17 protein-coding genes are annotated in these 20,469 nt (G+C 65.6%); 5 read left to right on the top strand and 12 right to left on the bottom strand.

All coding sequences use genetic code 11. The features are described 5' to 3' along the window. Window positions 1–6: 6 nt before the first annotated feature. Window positions 7–1,002 carry an aldo/keto reductase gene (locus AB5K84_RS23550; RefSeq protein ID WP_038967414.1) on the bottom strand — a complete coding sequence of 332 codons (996 nt, stop codon included), beginning with the start codon at window positions 1,000–1,002 and terminating at the stop codon, window positions 7–9. Window positions 1,003–1,042: 40 nt separating this feature from the next. Then, the gene (locus tag AB5K84_RS23545; RefSeq protein WP_038967413.1) at window positions 1,043–1,438 is read right to left on the bottom strand and encodes a (R)-mandelonitrile lyase; all 396 of its coding nucleotides are present in this window, start codon (window positions 1,436–1,438) and stop codon (window positions 1,043–1,045) included. Between the two features lie 283 nt (window positions 1,439–1,721). Here AB5K84_RS23545 and AB5K84_RS23540 point away from each other — a divergent pair, with 283 nt between their 5' ends. Next, a complete protein-coding gene (locus tag AB5K84_RS23540) occupies window positions 1,722–2,615 on the top strand; it encodes a LysR family transcriptional regulator (protein WP_011087370.1) in 894 nt (297 codons plus the stop codon). A 40-nt stretch (window positions 2,616–2,655) separates the two neighbouring features. Here the strand turns inward: AB5K84_RS23540 and AB5K84_RS23535 are convergent, their stop codons facing one another. From AB5K84_RS23535 to AB5K84_RS23525, 3 genes are all read right to left on the bottom strand, one after another. Further along, window positions 2,656–3,444, bottom strand: a complete 789-nt coding sequence (locus AB5K84_RS23535; RefSeq protein ID WP_038967423.1) for a carboxymuconolactone decarboxylase family protein — start codon at window positions 3,442–3,444, stop codon at window positions 2,656–2,658. Between the two features lie 249 nt (window positions 3,445–3,693). Continuing rightward, window positions 3,694–7,212 carry a transcription-repair coupling factor gene (gene mfd / locus AB5K84_RS23530; RefSeq protein WP_011087372.1) on the bottom strand — a complete coding sequence of 1,173 codons (3,519 nt, stop codon included), beginning with the start codon at window positions 7,210–7,212 and terminating at the stop codon, window positions 3,694–3,696. Next, a complete protein-coding gene (locus AB5K84_RS23525; protein WP_011087373.1) occupies window positions 7,209–7,499 on the bottom strand; it encodes an FAD assembly factor SdhE in 291 nt (96 codons plus the stop codon). Before AB5K84_RS23525 ends, mfd begins: the two co-directional genes overlap by 4 nt. Window positions 7,500–7,717: 218 nt before the next feature. Between AB5K84_RS23525 and recG the strand changes: the two genes are divergently transcribed. Continuing rightward, window positions 7,718–9,826, top strand: coding sequence for an ATP-dependent DNA helicase RecG (gene recG, locus AB5K84_RS23520; protein ID WP_011087374.1), 2,109 nt, complete (start codon window positions 7,718–7,720; stop codon window positions 9,824–9,826). On the opposite strand, the gene panE is transcribed toward recG, so the two are convergent. From panE to glmS, 4 genes are all read right to left on the bottom strand, one after another. Further along, entirely contained in the window at window positions 9,823–10,752 is a 930-nt protein-coding gene (gene panE, locus AB5K84_RS23515; protein ID WP_011087375.1) for a 2-dehydropantoate 2-reductase, read from the bottom strand. The two genes, recG and panE, sit on opposite strands and share 4 nt — an antisense overlap. A 235-nt stretch (window positions 10,753–10,987) precedes the next feature. Then, window positions 10,988–11,857 (bottom strand): NAD(P)-dependent oxidoreductase, encoded by an 870-nt coding sequence (locus tag AB5K84_RS23510; RefSeq protein WP_028173962.1) that lies wholly within the window; start codon window positions 11,855–11,857, stop codon window positions 10,988–10,990. Window positions 11,858–11,962: 105 nt separating this feature from the next. After that, on the bottom strand, window positions 11,963–12,733 hold the full coding sequence (locus AB5K84_RS23505; protein ID WP_011087377.1) for a DUF502 domain-containing protein: 771 nt from the start codon (window positions 12,731–12,733) through the stop codon (window positions 11,963–11,965). A 79-nt stretch (window positions 12,734–12,812) separates the two neighbouring features. After that, window positions 12,813–14,639: a glutamine--fructose-6-phosphate transaminase (isomerizing) gene (glmS, locus tag AB5K84_RS23500; RefSeq protein WP_011087378.1), complete on the bottom strand. Its 1,827-nt coding sequence runs from the start codon at window positions 14,637–14,639 to the stop codon at window positions 12,813–12,815. 220 nt (window positions 14,640–14,859) lie between these two features. Here glmS and AB5K84_RS23495 point away from each other — a divergent pair, with 220 nt between their 5' ends. Next, window positions 14,860–15,078, top strand: a complete 219-nt coding sequence (locus tag AB5K84_RS23495; RefSeq protein WP_028173960.1) for a hypothetical protein — start codon at window positions 14,860–14,862, stop codon at window positions 15,076–15,078. 3 nt (window positions 15,079–15,081) lie between these two features. Here AB5K84_RS23495 and glmU read toward each other — a convergent pair whose 3' ends face one another. Beyond that, window positions 15,082–16,437 carry a bifunctional UDP-N-acetylglucosamine diphosphorylase/glucosamine-1-phosphate N-acetyltransferase GlmU gene (glmU, locus tag AB5K84_RS23490; RefSeq protein WP_011087379.1) on the bottom strand — a complete coding sequence of 452 codons (1,356 nt, stop codon included), beginning with the start codon at window positions 16,435–16,437 and terminating at the stop codon, window positions 15,082–15,084. Between the two features lie 172 nt (window positions 16,438–16,609). Between glmU and AB5K84_RS23485 the strand changes: the two genes are divergently transcribed. Beyond that, complete coding sequence (locus tag AB5K84_RS23485; RefSeq protein ID WP_011087380.1) at window positions 16,610–17,989, top strand: hypothetical protein; 1,380 nt, start codon at window positions 16,610–16,612, stop codon at window positions 17,987–17,989. Between the two features lie 77 nt (window positions 17,990–18,066). On the opposite strand, the gene AB5K84_RS23480 is transcribed toward AB5K84_RS23485, so the two are convergent. After that, window positions 18,067–18,285, bottom strand: coding sequence for a DUF7660 family protein (locus AB5K84_RS23480; protein WP_038967412.1), 219 nt, complete (start codon window positions 18,283–18,285; stop codon window positions 18,067–18,069). 141 nt (window positions 18,286–18,426) lie between these two features. Here AB5K84_RS23480 and AB5K84_RS23475 point away from each other — a divergent pair, with 141 nt between their 5' ends. Beyond that, entirely contained in the window at window positions 18,427–18,807 is a 381-nt protein-coding gene (locus AB5K84_RS23475; RefSeq protein ID WP_011087382.1) for a hypothetical protein, read from the top strand. Here the strand turns inward: AB5K84_RS23475 and AB5K84_RS23470 are convergent. Further along, the gene (locus tag AB5K84_RS23470; protein ID WP_011087383.1) at window positions 18,767–20,431 is read right to left on the bottom strand and encodes a glycoside hydrolase family 17 protein; all 1,665 of its coding nucleotides are present in this window, start codon (window positions 20,429–20,431) and stop codon (window positions 18,767–18,769) included. The genes AB5K84_RS23475 and AB5K84_RS23470 overlap by 41 nt on opposite strands. Window positions 20,432–20,469 lie beyond the last annotated feature (38 nt).

The following is a 20,469-nucleotide window of genomic DNA, read 5'->3' as shown; positions in this document are numbered from 1 at the left end:
GTGCCGTCAGCGCTGCGTACGTGCAGCTTCCGCCTGCGGGTAACGGTCGCCTGTGATGGTGATCTGCGCGACCGCGGCGTCGATGTGCCTGATATCGTCGGGTGTCAGCGCGACCGCGGCCGCAGCGATGTTTTCGTCGAGACGGCCGAGCTTGGTCGTGCCGGGGATCGGGACGATCCACGGCTTCTGCGCCAGCAGCCAGGCCAATGCGATCTGCGCCGGCGTGGCACGTTTCCGGGCACCGATCTGAGCCAGCAGGTCGACGACCGGCCGGTTCGCCTTGCGGGCCTCGGGCGTAAAGCGCGGCAGGCCGGCGCGGTTGTCATTGCCGCCGAAGCTGGTGGTCTCGTCGATCTTGCCGGTGAGGAAGCCCCTGCCCAGTGGACTGAAGGGGACGAAGCCGATCCCCAGCTCCTCGCAAGCCGGCAACACCTCCGTCTCGGGCTGACGCCACCAGAGGGAGTATTCGCTCTGGATCGCCGCGATCGGCTGGACCGCGTGCGCGCGGCGGATGGTAGCGGCGCCGGCCTCGCTGAGGCCGAAATGCCTGACCTTGCCCGCGGCGATCAGATCCTTCACCGCGCCGGCGACGTCCTCGATCGGGACGTTGGGATCGACGCGGTGCTGATAGTACAGGTCGATGGTCTCGATCCGCAGCCGCTTCAACGAGCCTTCGGCCGCCTGCCGGATCCGTTCGGGGCGGCTGTCCAGCCCGCCGGAACGCCGCGCGTCGGCGGGACCGAGATCGTGGCCGAACTTGGTCGCGATGACGATGTCTTTCCGGACCGGCTGCAGCGCCTCGCCCACCAACTCCTCGTTGGTGAACGGGCCGTAGACTTCGGCGGTGTCGAAGAAGGTGACACCGCGCTCCACCGCCGCCCGGACCAGCGCGATCATCTCGTGCCGTTCCGGCGCCGGGCCGCGATGATAGTTCAGGCCCATGCAGCCGAGGCCAATGGCCGAGACCGCGAGGCCGCTGTCGCCAAGCTTGCGCATCTGCATGTTCGGTCTCCTGGTCATGTCGCCAACCGAGGGCGCGACATCACTTGCGATACTGTTCGTCGCTGACCTTCTCCATCCAGTCGACATTCTTGCCGTTGAGCGATTCCGTGATGGCGATATGCGTCATCGCGGTTGTCGCGGTGGCGCCGTGCCAGTGTTTCTCGCCGGGCGGAAACCAGACGACGTCGCCGGGGCGGATTTCCTCGATCGGTCCCCCCTCGCTTTGCACCCAGCCCAGGCCGGACGTGACGATCAGGGTTTGGCCGAGCGGATGGGTGTGCCACATGGTTCGGGCACCGGGTTCGAAAGTTACTTGACCGCCGCTCAGACGTATCGGGTCACCCAACTGAAAGAGCGGATCGACACGGACCGTGCCGGAGAACCATGCTTCGGGGCCCTTGCCGGAGGGGCGTGAGCCGTTGCGTTTGATATCCATAGTTGCTTGCCTTCCCGTTGTCGGGCCAGTCTCGTCCGAGGCCCTCGCAAAGCCCGCGTGCGACGATGCCAGCATGGCCAATCCGGCAGCGCCTGACAGCATGCTCCGTCGCGTCAGCGCGCTCGGGGCGTCCGCAGCGCACCTCTCGCATTGCCGGAAGGGAATGTCCGATCGATCCATATGCCGAGCTCGCCTCACCTCGCGGGACTGCGCCATATCTAATGCGTGCGGCTATGCGGACTAGCCACTATGATCGGCATGGACTTATAAGGAGGATCGATAAATGCAGCGCGGAAATCTCGACGACCTCGCGGCCTTCCTGATCGTCGCCCGCGAAGGCAGCTTTACGAGAGCCGCCGCGAAGCTTGGCATTTCGCAGTCCGCGCTCAGCTACACCATCAAGGAGCTCGAGGCGCGGCTGAAACTGCGCCTGTTGACGCGCACCACGCGCAGCGTGTCGCCGACGGCCGCGGGTGAACGTCTGTTGCGCAACGTGGGGCCACGGATCGCGGAGATCGAGACCGAACTCGTCGCCTTGACCGAGCTCCGGGAAAAGCCCTCCGGTACCATTCGCATTACGGCGACCGAATATGCCACCGACGCCGTCCTTCTGCCGAAGCTAGCGAAGCTGTTACGCGAATATCCCGACATCAAGCTCGAGATCGTCAGCGACTACGGACTGACGGATATCGTCGCGCAACGTTTCGATGCCGGCGTGCGGGATGGCGAGCAAGTCGCGAGGGACATGATTGCTGTGCGAATCGGCCCCGACGCGCGCATGGCCGTCGTCGGCGCTCCGTCCTATTTCCGGAGCCGGTCGGAGCCGAAGAAGCCTTCGCAACTGGTCGAGCACAATTGCATCAATCTGCGCTTGCCGACCCATGGCGGATTGTACTCTTGGGAGTTCGAAAAGGGCTCTCGCGAGTTGAAGGTTCGGGTCGACGGCCAATTGGTCTTCAACACCACCACCCAGATGCTCCAGGCGGCGCTTGCGGGCCTGGGGCTGGCTTATCTGCCGGAGGGCCTGGTGCGGTCCCACATCAACAAGGGGCGCCTCAAGAGGGTGCTGGAGGACTGGTGCCCTCCCTATCCCGGCTACCACCTCTACTACCCGAGCCGGCGCCAGCCCTCAGCCGCCTTTGCACTCCTTGTCGAGGCGCTCCGCCACCGGGACTGAGATGTCACCTCGGCCAAGCGCCAATGGCGGTGAGATACGGCTAATGTGGCCGCTTCGCGAACACATCCTTCGCCACGGGCATTGCCGAAAACACGTTAGGCCAGCCGACATAGAACGCCAGTTGCGTGATGGCTTCCGAAGCCTCCGTCTGGGTCAGGCCGTTGTCCATCGCCCTGTTGAGGTGCGGCGTGAGCTGCGCCATCTGCCCGTTGGCGATCAACGCGCTGACAGTGACGAGACTGCGGTCCCTGGGCGCGAGGTCCGGACGCAGCCAAAGATCACGAAACAACACGTCGGTGGTGTACTGCACGACGCCCGGAAAGGACGCGCCGAACTGGTCCTGGACGAACGCAGCACGTTGCGCCTCGGCAGCCTCGTCGAGCGGCAACGGCGTCACCGAGACGACCGGAAGCTGCGCGGCGCCGATGTCGCGGGCGGCAAAGACGTCCTCGGCAACGGCGACGGCCGACATCGCATTGGCCCAGCCGGCGTAGAAGGCGAGATGAGTGATGATCTCCGAAATCTCGCGCGGCTTGACACCGTTATCGAGCGCAAGATTGAAATGATACGGCATCTCGATCGTCTGATTGCGCGCGATCAGCGCTGCCAATGTGACGATGCTGCGGTCGCGCGGCGCGAGGCCGGGCCGTTTCCAGACATCGCCGAGGAGACGGTTCTGCGTGTACGCCTCCAGTGCCGGGGCGACTTTCCGAACATCCTCATACGTTAGCACGGGGCTTGATCCGGTCATGGCGGCAGTCTCCTCCGTGCGGGCCAATGGCATGGCCGTCAGCGCAAGCAATGCGACGACCGCGGCTTGCGGTTTCATGATGGATTTCCTGTACACCGCAGTTGCTTCCCGGGCGCACGCGCGCCGGCGGGCGTGATCGCCCTTCGCAAGCTTGTTATAGGCGATGGTCCGCAGTGCGATTAGATGACGCAATTCGCATGGACTTATCGACCAGGCTTATGAATTGGTCCGTGCCCCGCGCCAAACTTGAATGATGGCCGGCCAGGAAAGAACTGGGTCCCGGCTCTGCGCTCCGCTTCGCTGCGCTTGTCCGGGACACGATGACCGCTAGGCCGCCTTCTTGGCCTGCGCGAGTTGTGCGAGCTGCCGCATGATCTCGGTGGTGCCGGCGAGCCGATCTTCCGGCGTTTCCCAGTCTTGCAGGAACACCACCTTCATGTCGGGCCGCACCTTCGCAGCCTGGCCGTGGCTGCGGATGAACGTCACCAGGCGATCGGGATAGGCGAACGAATTGTCGCGGAAGGCGATGACGGCGCCCTTCGGGCCGGCGTCGATCTTCTCGACATTGGCCCTGCGGCAGAACGCCTTGATCGCGGCGACCTTGAAGAGATAGCGCACCTCGTCGGGCAACACGCCAAAGCGGTCGCGCATCTCGGCGCCAAAATTCTCGATCTCCTCCTCGGTGTCGAGATCGGCCAGGCGCCGGTAGAGCGACAGACGGACCGAGAGATCGCTGACGTAATCCTCCGGGATGAGCACGGGCATGCCGATCGTGATCGACGGCGACCAGCGGTCGGCGGCGGGCTCGGAGACGCCGGCCTTGAGGTTGACGATCGCCTCCTCCAGCATCGACTGGTAGAGCTCGAAGCCGACCTCCTTGATGTGGCCGGACTGCTCCTCGCCGAGGAGATTGCCGGCGCCGCGGATGTCGAGGTCGTGCGAGGCGAGCTGGAAGCCCGCGCCCAGCGTCTCCAGCGATTGCAGCACGATGAGCCGGCGTTCGGCCTGCGTCGTGATCTTCTGCTGCGCCGGCAGCGTGAACAGCGCGTACGCCCGGAGCTTCGAGCGGCCGACGCGGCCGCGGAGCTGATAAAGCTGGGCAAGGCCGAACATGTCGGCGCGGTGCACGATCAGCGTGTTGGCGTTGGGAATGTCGAGGCCGGATTCGACGATCGTGGTCGACAGCAGAATGTCGAACTTGCCGTCGTAGAACGCGGTCATGATGTCCTCGATCACGGCGGGCGGCATCTGCCCGTGCGCGACCGCGACCTTCATCTCCGGCACGTTCTTGTCGAGGAAGTCCTTGACCTCGGCGAGGTCGTCGATGCGCGGCACCACGTAGAACGCCTGGCCGCCGCGATAGCGCTCGCGCAAGAGCGCCTCGCGGATCATCAAGGGATCGTGCGGGGCGACGAAGGTGCGCACCGCAAGGCGGTCCACCGGAGGCGAGGCAATGATCGAGAGCTCGCGGACGCCGGTGAGGGCGAGCTGGAGCGTGCGCGGGATCGGCGTTGCCGACAGCGTCAGCACGTGCACCTCGGAGCGAAGCGCCTTCAGCCGTTCCTTGTGAGTGACGCCAAAATGCTGCTCCTCGTCGACGATGACGAGGCCGAGATCGCGGAACTTGATCGCCTTGCCGAGCAGCGCGTGGGTGCCGACGACGATGTCGACGGAGCCGTCCGCAATGCCCTTCTTGACCTGGTTCAGCTCCTTGGTTGGGATCAGGCGCGAGGCCTGCGCCACGTTCACCGGAAAGCCCTTGAAACGCTCGGTGAAGGTTCTTGCGTGCTGGCGCGCCAGCAGCGTGGTCGGCACCACGACAGCGACCTGCTTGCCTTCGAGCGCCACGGCAAAGGCCGCGCGCAAGGCCACCTCGGTCTTGCCAAAGCCGACGTCGCCGCAGATCAACCGGTCCATGGGACGGCCGAGTTCGAGATCCTTCAGGGTCGATTCGATCGCCCCTAGCTGGTCCTCGGTTTCGTCATAGGGGAAGCGTGCACAGAACTCGTCATAGAGGCCCGGCTGCACCGGCAGCTTCGGCGCCTCGTGCAGATGGCGCGCGGCGGCGATCTTGATTAGCTCGTCCGCGATCTCGCGGATGCGGTTCTTGAGTTTCGCCTTGCGGGTCTGCCAGCCGCTGCCGCCAAGACGATCGAGCTCGACCGTGGTCTGGTCTGAGCCGTAGCGCGACAGCAGCTCGATGTTCTCGACGGGGAGGAACAGTTTCGTTTCGGCGGCATAGTGCAGCTCGAGACAATCATGCGGCGCGCCGGCGACGTCTAGCGTTTGCAGGCCGACGAACCGGCCGATGCCGTGATCAACGTGGACGACAATGTCGCCCGCGGCAAGGCTCGTCACCTCCGAGATGAAATTGTCGAGCTTGCGGCTCGCCCTGCGCGGCCGCACCAGGCGGTCGCCGAGAATGTCCTGCTCGCTGATGAGCGCAATCTCGTCGGTCTCGAAGCCGCTGTCGAGGCCGAGCACGGCGAGCATAGTCTCGTTGCGCGGGGTCGCCTGCACCGTGCGCCAGCTGTTGACGCTGGTGGTGTGGGCCAGCTTGTGGTCGCGCAGCATCGAGGTCATGCGGTCGCGCGAGCCTTCGCTCCACAGCGTGATCACGACCTTCTTGCGCTGCGCCTGCAAGGCCATCACGTGGCTGACCACGGATTCGAACACGTTGACGGTGGTGTCGTTGCGCTCCGGCGCGAAGTCGCGGCCCTTGCGCGCGCCGGCATCAACGACACCAGTGCCATCCGCCGGCACGGAGAATTGCGTCAGGCGCACCAGCGGGACGTCGCCGAGGCGCCTGGTCCACTCCTCTTCGGTGAAATACAGCCGGTCCGGCGGCAGTGGCTTGTAGATGGCGCCGCCGCCCGGATGCTCCATGGCCTCGCGGCGGGCCTGGTAATAGTCGAGGATCTGCTTGAAGCGCTCGCGGACGGCGTCCTCGGCCTGCGGCTCGATCGCGATCACTGCGCCTTGCAGATAGTCGAACAGCGTATCCATCCGGTCCTGGAACAGCGGCAGCCAGTGCTCCATACCGGGATGGCGGCGGCCTTCGCTGACGGCCTCGTACAGCGCATCGTCGCGCTCGGGCGCGCCGAACTCGGCGACATAGCCCATGCGGAAGCGGCGGATGGTGTCCGTGACGAGCTGGAATTCGGAGACGGGCACCAGATCGAGCGAGCGCATGTCGAGCAGCGTGCGCTGGGTCTCGGCGTCGAAGGAGCGGATCGATTCCAGGCTGTCGCCGAAGAAGTCGAAGCGAACCGGCTGGTCGAGGCCGGCCGGAAACAGGTCCAGAATGCCGCCGCGCACGGCGTATTCGCCGGGCTCGCGCACGGTCGACGAGCGGTTGTAGCCGTTGTGCTCGAGCCAGGCGATGATGGTGTCCATCGGCACGACATTGCCGGGGGCGACCGACAGCGCCTGCGCCGCGACGAGCTCGCGCGCGGGCACGCGCTGCACGATTGCGTTGACCGTGGTCAGCACGATCAACGGCTTGTCGCTGCCGGTCAGCGGCGCAAGCCGCGCCAGCGTGGTCAGGCGCTGGGCCAAAATGCCGCCATGCGGCGAGACGCGGTCATAGGGCTGGCAGTCCCAGGCCGGGAAGGTCAGCACCGGCAGATCGGGCGCGAAGAATTGCAGCGCGCGTTCGAGCTGCTGCATCCGCGCGCCGTCGCGGCAGACCACCGCAAGGCTGACGGCCGGCTTCTTCGGCCGCGCCGCGATGGCGCGCGCCAGATCCGAGATGACGAGGCCTTCGGCACCTTCAGCGACATTGGCAAGCGTCAGGGCGCGGCCGGGCGTGAGCAGCTCGGCCGGCGACTTCATCCCCTGCTTCATAAATCGCCGTCCGTAATCGGGAACGCCTTGATACGGGCAAATAGCGCGCCTGTGACATCGGCCGGCAGCACCTTGTCGCCGGTGATGGCGGCATAGAGGTCGGGATCGTTGACCTCGAGCAGGTGCTCGAGCTCGTCGAGCTCGGCATCGGACAGATTGCCGATCTCGGCGTCCGCGAAGCGGCCGAGGATCAGGTCCATCTCGCGCGTGCCGCGGTGCCAGCAGCGGAACAGCAGCCGCTTGCGGCGGTCGTCCAGCCCGTTGCTCGATCGTGTCGTTCCCGTCATGTCTCAATTCCAGTCAAACGCCGAAAGCCCGGACGTGCCGGGCGGGCGTGATATAGCTACTTGGGGGGCCGGTGTCAGCTCTTTGTTGTGGCACTGCCGTCTGCCAATTCGTCATGGCCGGGCTTTATCCCGGCCATCCCCGCAGAGCCGTGAAAAAAGACGTGGATGCACGGCATAAAGCCGGGCATGACGGGCCGAAACGATCCTAGATTCCCCCGATGCGCCCCAGCCTGCTCAATCCGCTGTTTGCTCCCGTGACCAGCCTGCCCGGCGTCGGTCCGAAACAGGACAAGCTGCTGCAGTACCTGCTCAGCCGCAACGAGACGCCGCGGCTGGTCGATCTGTTGCTGCACCTGCCGAGCCAGGTCATCGACCGCCGCGCCCGGCCGAAGATTCGCGACGCCGTGCAGGGAACCATGGTGACGCTGGAGGTGACCGTCGACCGCCACCGCCCGCCCCCGCCGCGCAACGCGCGGGCGCCGTATCTGGTCTACGCCAGCGACGAGACTGGCGACGTCGTGCTGACCTTCTTCCGCGCCAAGCCTGGCTATGTCGAAAAGCTGCTGCCTGTGGGCGAGAAGCGCTACGTCTCCGGCACGCTACAGATGTATGACGGCATCCCCCAGATCGTGCATCCCGACCGCGTGCTGGACGAGGAGGCGATTTCAAAACTCTCAGGGATCGACCCGGTCTATCCGCTGACGGAGGGCCTCGCGCTCGGCTCACTGCGCCGCGCAATCGCGCAAGCGCTTCAGAAATTGCCCGCCTTGCCGGAATGGATCAGCCCGGAGGTGATGCGCCGCTGCCACTTCCCGCCAATCGCGGAAGCCCTCACCCGCGTGCATCAGCCGGTCGAGCTCACGGACATTTTGCCCGATCGGCCGTTCTGGTCGCGCCTCGCCTTCGACGAACTGCTGGCCGGCCAGCTCGCGCTGGCCCTGATCCGCGCGCAATTGCGCCGCCCGGCAGGCATACGCAATGCCGGCGACGGGCATCTGCGCAACAAGATCATCGACGCCCTGCCCTATGCGTTGACGCTGTCCCAGCGCGACGCCGCCGCGGCGATCGCGAGCGATCTGCAACAGCCGGTGCGCATGCTGCGGCTGCTCCAGGGCGACGTCGGCTCCGGCAAGACCGTGGTCGCGCTGCTGGCGGCCGCAGCGGTGGCCGAAGTCGGCAAGCAGGCCGCGCTGATGGCGCCGACGGAAATTTTGGCGCGCCAGCACATCAAGACCATCGCGCCGCTCGCCGAGCGCGCGGGCTTACGGGTCGCGATCCTCACCGGCCGAGAAAAAGGCAAAGAACGGCGCGAGATCATCGCCCAGCTTGCCGAGGGCGAGATCGACCTGCTCGTCGGCACCCATGCGCTGATCCAGGACGACGTGATCTTCCGGGACCTCGCGCTCGCCGTGGTCGACGAGCAGCACCGCTTTGGCGTGCGCGAACGGCTCGCGCTGACCTCGAAGGGCGAAGCCGTTGACGTGCTGGTGCTGAGCGCAACCCCGATCCCGCGCACGCTGGTGCTGACTTATTTCGGCGACATGGACATCAGCGAGCTGCGCGAAAAACCCGCCGGCCGCCAGCCGATCGAGACCCGCACCATCTCGATGAGCCGCCTCAACGAGGTCACGGATAGCATCGGCCGCGCGCTCCAGGCTGGCAAGCTGGTCTACTGGATCTGCCCGCTGGTCGAGGAATCCGAGGCCGAGGGCACCGAGCACCTCACCAATGCGACCAAACGTTTCGAGAATTTGCAGAAGCGTTTCGGCGACCGGGTCGGCCTCGTCCACGGCCAGATGAAGGGAACCGAGAAAGACCGCGTCATGGGCCAGTTCGCCGCCCACGAGATCGGGCTGCTGGTCGCGACCACCGTGGTCGAGGTCGGCGTCGACGTGCCGGCCGCCACCATCATGGTGATCGAGAACGCCGAACGCTTCGGCCTCGCCCAGCTCCACCAGCTGCGCGGCCGCATCGGACGCGGCTCGGAGGCCTCGACCTGCCTGCTGCTCTACTCCGAGCCACTCGGCGAGATGTCGAAGGCGCGGCTGAAGGTGATCCGCGAGACCACCGACGGTTTTCGTATCGCCGAGGAGGACCTCAAGCTGCGCGGCGAAGGCGACGTGCTGGGCGTGCGCCAGAGCGGCCTGCCCGGCTACCGCATCGCGCGCTCGGAGGTGCACGGCCAGCTCATCACCCAGGCCCGCGACGAGGCGCTACGCATCCTCAAGGACGATCCGAAGCTGAAGGGCGAGCGCGGCGAAGCGCTCAGATGCCTCTTGTATCTCTACGAGCGCGACGAAGCGATCCCGCTGATCGGGGCGGGCTAGCCTGCTGCTCTTCGGCGCCCCACTTCGTAGGCCGCCACATGCGCGCGGGCGAGATCCAGCAGCGGTGTGTCGATGCCCAGCGCACGGGCACGATTGGCCATATCGCCGAGGATGTGCTCCGCCTCGGTGATCGAGCCGCGCTCGATATCGCGCAGCATCGAGGCCTTGAGCGGCGAGTCCAGGGTCGTGAAGAGTTTTCGGTCAAACTCGATGAACGGGGCGCGCGGCTCGAACCCCGAAGCCGTCGCAACGGTGCAGCATTCCGCGAATAACCGAAAGATAGACTGTTCGCCGTTCGGCACGGCCAGGATGTCTCCGATGCTTGCGCGCATCAGGCAGGTGATGCCGGCCAGCGTGCTGAGCTGGACGAATTTCTCCCACATGTCCTGCATAATCGCTTCGCTGGCGCGCACGTCGATGCCGGGGACCTGGAGCAGTGCCTCCAGCGCGAGCGCACGCTCGCTCAACGAACCCTTGATCTCGCCAAACACAATCGTCTGATTGGCCATGAACTGAACGACACGGCCATCCGCATCGAGGCCGGCACTGACATTCGCCAACCCGCCGAGGACACGCGCCGCGCCGAACCGCGCAGTCAGAGCGTCGATATGTTTCAACCCGTTGAGTATCGGCAGAATCATCGTGTTGGCGCCGACTGCCGGGGCAAACTGGGCCATCGCATCGTCGAGCGAATAGGATTTCACCCCGACGAGCACAACGTCGAACGGCTCCTTGAGATCGCTTGCCAGGATGATCTTCGGCTGCACGGCAAAGTCGCCGTGTGGGCTCACGACCTGCAATCCATCCCGCCGCAACTGCTCGGCCCGCGCGGGCCGCACCAGAAAGGTCACGTCGCCGCCGGCCCGGGCCAGGCAAGCTCCGTAATAACCTCCGAGCGCTCCTGCGCCGATCACCAGCACTCTCATTCGAACTCCCGTTGCAGAAGAACTGCTTCCGCAGAGACAATAACAGATGAGCCTCGCAATGACGACGTGGATAGAGCCGTTTCAGAAGACTTGCCCTTTCGCCGCGGCCGACTTCATGCAACCTTCCTGCCATGCGCTGACGTCCCGGTCGTGCGCCTGAAACGCAACCGGGACGTCCAGGAATTTTTGGATTCCGCGCCAATGGACGGCAAGTCAACGACGTGAGACCGGACGACTAGGCCTTCTTCTGCGCGATGCTCGCGGCGAACGCCTTCATCAGCCCGGCATCCACCGCCTCGCCTTTCGCGTCCTCGGCGAGGTGCTCGAACCAGCGCGCAAAGCCCTCGTAGATCTGGCTGGCCGGATGATCGGCGCCGAGGAAGCCGGAAATCTCCCGCATCTCCGCGACCCAGCGATAGGCCTTCGGGATCATGTCCGGCAGCGCGACTTCGAGCCGGGCCAGGACCGCGGGCTGGCTCAGCGCGAGTTCGTCGCGCAGCGCATCCGCGGCGCCCGCTTTCGTTGCCGCGATCACCATGGCCGAGCCGATGCCGGCCAGGCCCTTGACGATGCCGGCGTAGGACATCTTGAGCGCGGAAGCCGCGCCGACCGGGCCTTCGACGATCCGCATGTCGAGGCCGAGCTCCTTCAGAACGGCCACATCGCCGGCGTGCTCGCCGGACATGTAGAAGGCCGGGCTCTTGCCGCCGGGCTGCGGCGGGAAGCCGATGATGCCGGCGTCGACGAACGGCGCCTGCGCCGAGCCGATGATCTCCTCGATCCTGAGCACGGTGTCGACATTGACGGCGTTGCAATCGACCACGACCGGCTTCTTCGCGCGCCGGACGATCAGCGCGGCGAGGCGTTCGGCGAGTGCAACGGCCTCGCCCGGCGGCACGATCGAGAGGATGATGTCGGCCTCGGCGATCGCCTCGTCGTCCGCGCCGATCATGCCGGCATCCGCCGCGCGTTTTTGCGTCGCCTCGCTCCGCCCCTTCAACGACGTCAGCACGCGCGCTCCGTTTTCGCTGAGGCGGCGGGCCACGGCGCTGCCCATGGCACCGGGCGCGAGGATCGCAATGGTCTTTGACGTCGTCTTGGACATCGTGCACTCCAGGTCGAACACCGAGCGATGCGCCCGATTCAACCGGAAGACTAGCAGACGATGCGAGGCCTGGCGTGATCGCGGCCATCCCGCAGGGGAATGGCCCTACTCCACCTTCGCAGGCTGGGGCTGGAGTGCCGACGCATTGGCGATGCGCGCGGCATTCGCCATGCCCGCGAGCGCCGCGGCCTTCTTCGGGTCGGGTGCCGCGCCCGGCTGCACCACGCCGGCCGACATGATCAGGGTCGCGGCATCCTCGGTGCTCATGTCGACCTCGACGATCTTGCTCTTGGGCACGTAGAAGAAGAAGCCCGTGGTCGGGTTCGGCGAGCACGGCAGGAACACCGAGACGTGCTCCTCCTGCCCGGGCAGGCTGCGCGCGACCTCTTCATTCGGCGACTGCGAGATCAGCACGATCGACCACATGCCCGGCGACGGAAACTCGACCAGGCCGACTTTGCGGAAGCTCGAGCCCTTGCCCGAGAACAGCGTCTCGAACACCTGCTTCAGGCCGCGGTAGATGGCGCGCACCGCCGGGATGCGGCCGAGGAAGGTCTCGCCGACATCGACCAGCGTCCGTCCGATCAGGTTGGCCGCGAGGAAGCCGACCAGCGTCAGCGTGAAGAATGCGACAATCAGTCCCCAGCCGGGGACGACATACGGCAGATAGGTTTCCGGACGATAGGCCAGCGGCACGAACGGCCGCACCACGCCGTCGACCCAGGTGACGAACCACCAGACCAGATAGAGAGTGATCGCGATCGGCCCCGTCACCACGAGGCCGGTCAGGAAGTAGTTGCGGATGCGGCCCATCAGGCCGGTATGCGGTTCCGGGATGGGATCAAGCGGCGCAGGCGCGTCGTCGCGGGTGGTCATTCGGGTTCCAGGTCAGTCGCTGCATTCAAGCTAGGGTCTTCTAGCAGGTTTTGGAAGAGCGCAGCCTGATCCCTTCTGCCTATTCCACGGTCACCGATTTCGCGAGATTGCGCGGCTGGTCGACGTCGGTGCCCATGATGACGGCCGTATGATAGGCGAGCAGCTGCACCGGGACGGCATAGACCATCGGCGTGAACGCCGCCGCCATGTCGGGCATGACGATGGTGACGAGCGACTCGACGGTCGCCTCCTCCGCGCCCTTCGCGTCGGTCATCAGGATGATCTTGCCGCCGCGGGCGGCGACCTCCTGCATGTTCGACACCGTCTTCTCGAACACCCGGTCGTAGGGTGCGATGACGACGACCGGCATGGTCTCGTCGATCAGCGCGATCGGGCCGTGCTTCAGCTCGCCGGCGGCGTAGCCCTCGGCGTGGATGTAGGAGATCTCCTTCAGCTTCAGCGCGCCTTCGAGCGCGAGCGGGAAGCTGGTGCCGCGGCCGAGATAGAGCACGTCGCGCGATTTCGCGATCTCGCGCGCCAGCTTCTCGATCTGGAGCTCGGTGGTGAGCGCATCCGACATCAGGCGCGGGATCTCGACGAGTCCGTGAACGAGCTTGGTCTCGTCCTCGTCGGACAATTCGCCTCTAGCCTTGCCGGCCGCGATCGCAAGGTTTGCGAGCACCATCAGCTGGCAGGTGAAGGCCTTGGTCGAGGCGACGCCGATCTCGGGCCCGGCCAGCGTCGGCAGCACCGTCTCGCTCTCGCGCGCGATCGTGGAGGTCGGCACGTTGACCACAGCCACCGTGTGCACGCCCTCGGCCTTGGCATAGCGCAGCGCCGCCAGCGTGTCGGCGGTCTCGCCCGATTGCGAGATGAAGATGGCGAGATCGCCCTTGCGCAAGGGCGCCTCGCGGTAGCGGAATTCGGAGGCGACGTCGACCTCGACCGGCAGGCGCGCGAAGCGCTCGAACCAGTATTTGGCGACGAAGCCGGCATAGCTCGCGGTGCCGCAGGCGGTGATGTTGATGCGCTGGATGTTCTTGAAGTCGAACGGCAGCTTGACCGGCAGCGAGACGCGCTCGGTCGCCATGTCGACGTAGCGTGCCAGCGTGTGGCCGACCACTTCCGGCTGCTCGTGGATCTCCTTGGCCATGAAGTGGCGGTAATTGGCCTTGTCCACCAGCGAGGTCGAGGCGGCGTGCTTGATCTTCTCGCGCTGGACCGCGTGGCCGTCCTTGTCGAAAATCGTGGCGCTATTGCGGGTCAGCACCACCCAGTCGCCGTCCTCGAGATAGCTGATCGTGTCGGTAAACGGGCCGAGCGCGATGGCGTCGGAGCCGAGATACATCTCGCCGTCGCCATAGCCGATCGCGAGCGGCGGGCCGTTGCGGGCGCCGATCATCAGATCGTTGTCGCCGGCGAAGATGAAGCCGAGCGCAAACGCGCCGCGCAGCCGCGCCAGCGCCAGCTTCACCGCCTCGACCGGCTTGTTGCCGCGCGTGAGCAGGTCGTCGACGAGATGCAGTACGATCTCGGTGTCGGTCTCGGTGTGAAACACCGTGCCGTTCTTCTCGAGCTCCTCGCGCAGCTCGCGGAAATTCTCGATGATGCCGTTGTGGACCACGGCGACGCGCTCGGTCGCATGCGGATGGGCGTTGTTGACGGTCGGTTTGCCGTGGGTGGCCCAGCGGGTGTGACCGATGCCGGTCGTGCCCTTCAGCGGCTCGGCTTCCAGCCGCTTCTCCAGATTCTTCAGCTTGCCCTCGGCGCGGCGGCGCTCGAGATGCCTGCCTTCGAGCGTGGCGACGCCCGCGGAGTCGTAGCCGCGATATTCAAGACGTTTGAGCGAATCCACCAATTGCTCTGCAACCGGTTCGCGCCCGAGAATGCCAACAATCCCGCACATGCGGATCAATATCCCCCAAATCGTCGAAAAATCGCCAAAACGACGCGCTCAGTTTTTAGCGAAGTTCCTAAGGAACCAGATACTCAATAATTATTGCTGATTGAGACAGCATTCGCCGGCGCCATTGCCCGGCCTGCGTCGATGTGGCCGGCCTTTAACCCCGCACGTTAACTTGTTGTCAACAAGTTTGACCAACGATTCCGGTCAGGAGAACAAGGCCATGAAAGGCTCATCCGACCGCAAAGGTCTGTCGTCGTTGTATCTGCGTGCCAGCGAGACCACGGGCACGCACCTCGCCCATTGGCCGCCGCCCCAGCGCGGCAAGGAAAGCAAGCCCGTCTTCACCAAGCACCCGCAGGGCGAGCCGGCCAAGCGCGCCAAGCCGCGCGGCTGGCGCCTGACCCGCGCGATCTTCTCCGAATTCGCCGACGACGAATAGCGCTCACTTCTCCGGCTTCTTGCCGCGCGTCTTCATCTCGCGATAGCGCGCCGCGCCGCCTTCCCTGATGGTCTGCTGGTTGCGCTCGAGCGCCATCGCGTCGTCGGGCACGTCGCGCGTGATCACCGAGCCGGAGCCGATATAGGCGCCGTTGCCGATCTTCACCGGCGCCACCAGCGAGGAGTTGGTGCCGACGAAGGCGCCTTGCCCGATGATGGTCTTGTGCTTCTTGAAGCCGTCGTAGTTGCAGGTGATGGTGCCGGCGCCGATGTTGGAATTGGCGCCGACGGTGGCGTCCCCAATGTAGGAGAGATGGTTGACCTTGACGCCGGCCTCCAGCGTCGCCGCTTTGGTCTCCACGAAATTGCCGATCCGCGCACCGTCGCCGAGCGAGGTGCCGGGCCTGAGCCGCGCATAGGGTCCGATCGAGACGTTCCTGCCGAGCGTGGTCTCGACGATGTGCGAAAAGGAGTGGATCACCGTGCCGTCGGCGATCGAGACGCCCGGGCCGATCACCACGAACGGCTCGATGGTGACGTCCTTGCCGAACACGGTGTCGGCGGACAGATAAACGGTCTCGGGCGCAATCAGCGTCACCCCGGCCTCCATCGCGGCTTTGCGCAAGCGCGCCTGCATCACGCTCTCGGCTTCGGCGAGCTGCGCCTTGGTGTTGATGCCGCGCACCTCGTCCTCGCTGGTCTCGATCACCACGGACTCCCATCCCTGTTCGCGGACGATCTCGACCGCATCCGTCAGATAATATTCGCCCTTGGAATTCGCATTGCCGATTTTATCCAGGATCGCGAGCGCGCGGCGCCCGTCGATCGCCATCACGCCGGCGTTGCACAGATCGATCTTGCGCTCGTCCGCGCTGGCATCGGCCTGCTCGCGGATCGCGACCAGGCGGTCGCCCTCGACGATGAAGCGGCCATAGCCGGCGGGGTCGGCGGCGCGGAAGCCGAGCGCGGCGAGCGCGGCGCCGTTGGCCAGCGGCGCGCGCAGACGCGCAAAGGTCTCGGCCGAAATCAGCGGCGTGTCACCGAAGGCGATCAAGAGGTCGTCCACGCCGCGCGCGATCGCCTCGCGCGCCGCCAGCACCGCATGCGCGGTGCCGAGCCGTTCGGCTTGCACGAAAGTGACCGCATCGGGGCGGATGCGCCTCGCCTCATCGGCCACCGCCTGATGATCCGGGCCGATCACGACGGCGAGCGAGGTGCCGGTTCCCTTGGGAGCGGCGGTGAGCACATGGGCGAGCAGCGTCTGGTGAGCGACGGGATGCAGCACTTTCGGCAGGTGTGAGCGCATGCGCGTGCCTTCGCCGGCGGCGAGCACGATCGTGAGGCTGGAGCGGGCGGTCATCGAGATCCTGTCAGATACGGCCGAATCAACTGGCGCGGCAGGCGGCAGGCCGCCCTATGCTGCCCGCCTTGCTACCCCCGCAAACGCCCGGAATTCAAGTGCGACACGCTTTTCCTGTTAATGTTCCCTGATTGATTCGGGGAAGCTGAACGGGGCTGGGCACTTAACGTTCATGGCAAAGGATTCCGACCCACTGGCGGATGCCTTCGGCACCAAGGAGACTGGCGGGCTGTTCTCCGGACTTCTGGCCGAGGAAAGCGCGTTCGACCGCCGCATGATGTGGCGGCTGGGCTCCTGGGGCGTTGCGGCCGTCGGCGCCGTCGTCATCGCGGTGATGGCCAACCAAGCCCAGCTCGGCTGGCGGCGCGACCAGATGGCGTCCGCCGATCTCGTGCGCCAGGCCGACCGGCTCCAGCTGCTGACCAGGGAAAGCCAGAACGAGGCGCGCCGCCTCGCCGCCGCCGTCGAGACGCTGAACGCTGATCGCGACCGGCTCTATTCGCGCGTCACCGTGCTCGAGCAAGGGCTCGATTCCGTCACCGGCGCCATCGCCAGGCAGAGCGCGAAGCCGCAGGACACGCCGGCGCCCGACGCGCAGCCTGCGGCGCCGAGCGTCGCGCCGGTCGCCTCGATGCCATCTCCATCCAGCGACAAGCCGCGCGCGGCAGCCGCAAAGGAACAGGCGAAGGAGGCGACCAAAGACACCGTGAAGGAGACTGCGAAGGAGCCGTCGAGCCCGCCGCCGCAGAGCGCGGCCGCAGCCTCCCTCGTGCAGCAGTCGCCGGCGACGACATCGGCGCTGCCGATGCTTCCGCTGGTGCCCTCCAAGTCGATCATGGCACCGCCTGATCCCGCCGCGTCGAAATTGACTCAGCCCGAGACGACTGAAAAGACAACCGAGAAGACCGCCGAGAAGAAGCCCGAGCCGACACCCGCCCCGACCGAAATCACAGCCGCATCAGCCAAGCCGCCGGAGGCAACCGAAAGCGAGGCTCCCGCGATCGCGGTTCAGCAAACGCGCTTTGCGATCGATCTCGGCGGCGCCAACTCGATCGACGGCCTGCGCGCGCTCTGGCGCGGCGTGACCAAATCGAATCCGGAAGTTGCCACGCTGCGGCCGATCATCATGATCAAGGAAGGCACCACCGGCCTCGGCATGCAGCTCCGACTGGGCGCCGGCCCGCTGATCAACGCGGCCGCCGCAGCAAAGCTCTGCGCGGGTCTCGCCGAGAACGACCGTCACTGCGAGACCACCGTGTTCGACGGCCAGCGCCTGTCGATGCGCGGCGGTTCGGAGAAGGGACAAGAAAAGTCTCAGGACCGGGTTCAGGAAAAGAACGCCGAGAAGAATCCGGATGCGGCGCCGCAAGCCGAGACCGCACCTGCGCCCGCCCCCACCGCCAAGCCGGACAAGCGCCGCCGCAGCTATTCCTCAAAGCGCTCGTCGAAGCGCGAGGAGCCCGCGCCTGCACCTGCGGCGCAGCCGGCAGCACCGGCCAAGCCGGAGACGGCCGCGGCGGGATCGACGTTGTCGTCGTTCTTCAGGCGGTAGGGAATGGTCGTGCCGATTGGATCGGTTAGCTACCGACATCAGTATCAATTTTGTGCCGAATTTAATTTCAGCGAGCGCTACTCGTATAGCTTACCCGCCCACATCAAGGCAGCCGCGTGCCGCCACGGATTTGGGTTAGCGGGGCTATGGCTGTCATGTGCCCATGCCGTCATTGCTTCGAGGAAGTCAGCAAGATCGACATTCTCCCAGCCCTTGGCCCCTACTAGCAATTCGTTGCGCATGGCCGCCACAAACTCGACGAAACTCTTCCTGTCTTGAACCTGCTCTACATCCATTTCGGCCCCTCCATCTGCCACAAAGATAGCACGCGAACCAAAGATCCTGACTGTACTGCCAGTCTAACGGCTTGCGAGCGACGGACAGAAAAGTTGGTCGCCCCTGTTGCCCCCTCCCGTCATCCCGACCATATTGCGCGCATGACAAAAAAGCCCTTCCGCCTCACGCCCTACCAGGTGCAGTTCCTGATCGTTGTCGGCTTCGTAGCCGTCGGTTATGCGATCTATCTGCGCTATCTCGGCATCGAGAACTCGAACGTCGGACTTGCCTGCGACGCCGGCTTGCAGACCCTGATGTGCAAGGCGCGTTCGGTCTCGACCGTACTGTTCAAGAATTCGGTGTTCGGCATCGTCGCGCTGGTGGTGGCGACGCTGAACCTGATGCGGCCGTCGATCGTGCTGCTCACCGTCGGCGTTGTCGCCGCCGGCCTCGGCATCGTGCTCTACAATGTCGTGCTGTCGGGCCTCGCGATCGGCCTGCTCATTCTTGGCTTTGCTCGGCCCGCGCCCGCCACAGCGTGAGCGCGAACAAGAGATACATCGCGCAGGTCCACAGCGACTGCCAGTTGTCGCGGCCTTCGTTGAAGAGCACATAGGCGGCCGACAGCGCGAGCACGCCTGCGAACACCGCTTCCGCGATCGGACGCACGCCGATCTGCGGCCGGTTCAGCATCAGGATCGCGAACGGCACCACCGCCATCGTCAGCGCGGCGTAGGGGAAGTCGTGGTAGCGCGGGTCGAACACGAAGGCGAGCGCGGTCTGTGCCGCGATCACCGCCGTCACCGCCAGCGTGAGGCCGAGCACGGCGGTGAGCTTTGACCATTTCCGCCCCTCGCTCGGGCCGAGCAGGTCAAGGAAGGTCGGCAGGCTGCGGCCGATCACCAGCGCCTGCGCGCAGAAGATCGGCGACAGGATGCCGGCGGCGAGCAGCGCACCCCAGTGCAGCCAGCCGCCCCAGCCGTAGCTCTCATAGTATACCTTGTCGGCGCCGACCCCGAGCAGGACGCCTGCCGTGGTCGCCGAGATGGCGACGCCGAGCCAGGTCGAGAAGCGCGGCGTCCAGGGCCGCCGGCGCAGCGTGATGATAGCGACCGCGAACACCAGCGCGCAAAGGCCCATACCCGCGCCCATGTACCATTTCCAGTACGGGAAATTGCTGATCGGCTCGCCCGGCGGATATTTCAGGTTCCGCCGCACGGAGTCATAGAGACCCCAATAGCCGCCCGCGGTACCTTCCAGCTTGCGCTTCCACGGCTGGTCGTAGGACTCGATCAGGTTGACGCGGAACTTCTGCGCCTTCGCAAGGCTCAGGATTTCAGAGACCACGCGCGCTTGGTTGGTGCGCGACGGCAGCGCGCCCTCGCGCATGCGCCCTTCGCTCGGCCAGCCGGTTTCGCCGATCAGGATTTCCTTGCCCGGAAACGCCACCGCCATGCGCTCGCGGATCTGTTCGACATGGGCAGCCGCGAATTTCGCGCGCACCGGAACGTCTTCCCAATAGGGCAGGATGTGGATCGTCACGAAGTCGACGGCCTCGTAGACTTCGCGATTCCTCAGCCAGAACTCCCAGACATCGGCATAGGTGACGGGCACGCGAACCTGCACCTTCACCGCGCGGATGAAGGAGACGAGGTCGGCCGTCGTCATCTCGCCGCGCAGCAGCACCTCGTTGCCAACGATGACCGAGGTGATGATGTCGGGGTATTCCTTCGTGAGGCGAACGGCGAGCGCGACCTGCTCAAAATTCTTGGCGCGGTTGCTGGAGAGCCAGATACCCTGGAGCACCTTGAGCCCGCCGACCTTGGCGGCGATCGCCGGAACCTGGTCGAGCCCGTTCTCCATCGAATAGGTGCGGACGCAGTCGGTGATCTCCTTGAGCTGGCGCAGGTCCTGCTCGATCTGGTCGGCCTCGATATGGGTCCATGCGTTCAGCGGCGATTGCTCGCCGCGGAACGGCGCGTAGGAGACGCACTGAACCTTGTCGGCGGGGTCGATCGGGGCGCGCGCGAGCGTGATTGGCGTGGCCAGCCACCACCACACGGCAGCAATCGCACCCAGTGAAACGAGCAGAAGCGCCAGTGGCGTACGAAGTGAAATCGGTTCCGTCCTCCGCGAAGCGCCGTCGATTACCTGCTCGCGCGCCATCTGCCAAGGGGGTGGTTCGGAGCGGATCCCTCCCTCCC

This window comes from Bradyrhizobium sp. 1200_D9_N1_1 (assembly GCF_052075915.1).
GTDB classification, from domain to species: domain Bacteria; phylum Pseudomonadota; class Alphaproteobacteria; order Rhizobiales; family Xanthobacteraceae; genus Bradyrhizobium; species Bradyrhizobium diazoefficiens.
The sequence above is the reverse complement of the archived record's forward strand: the minus strand, read 5'-3'. Positions and strand labels throughout refer to the sequence as shown.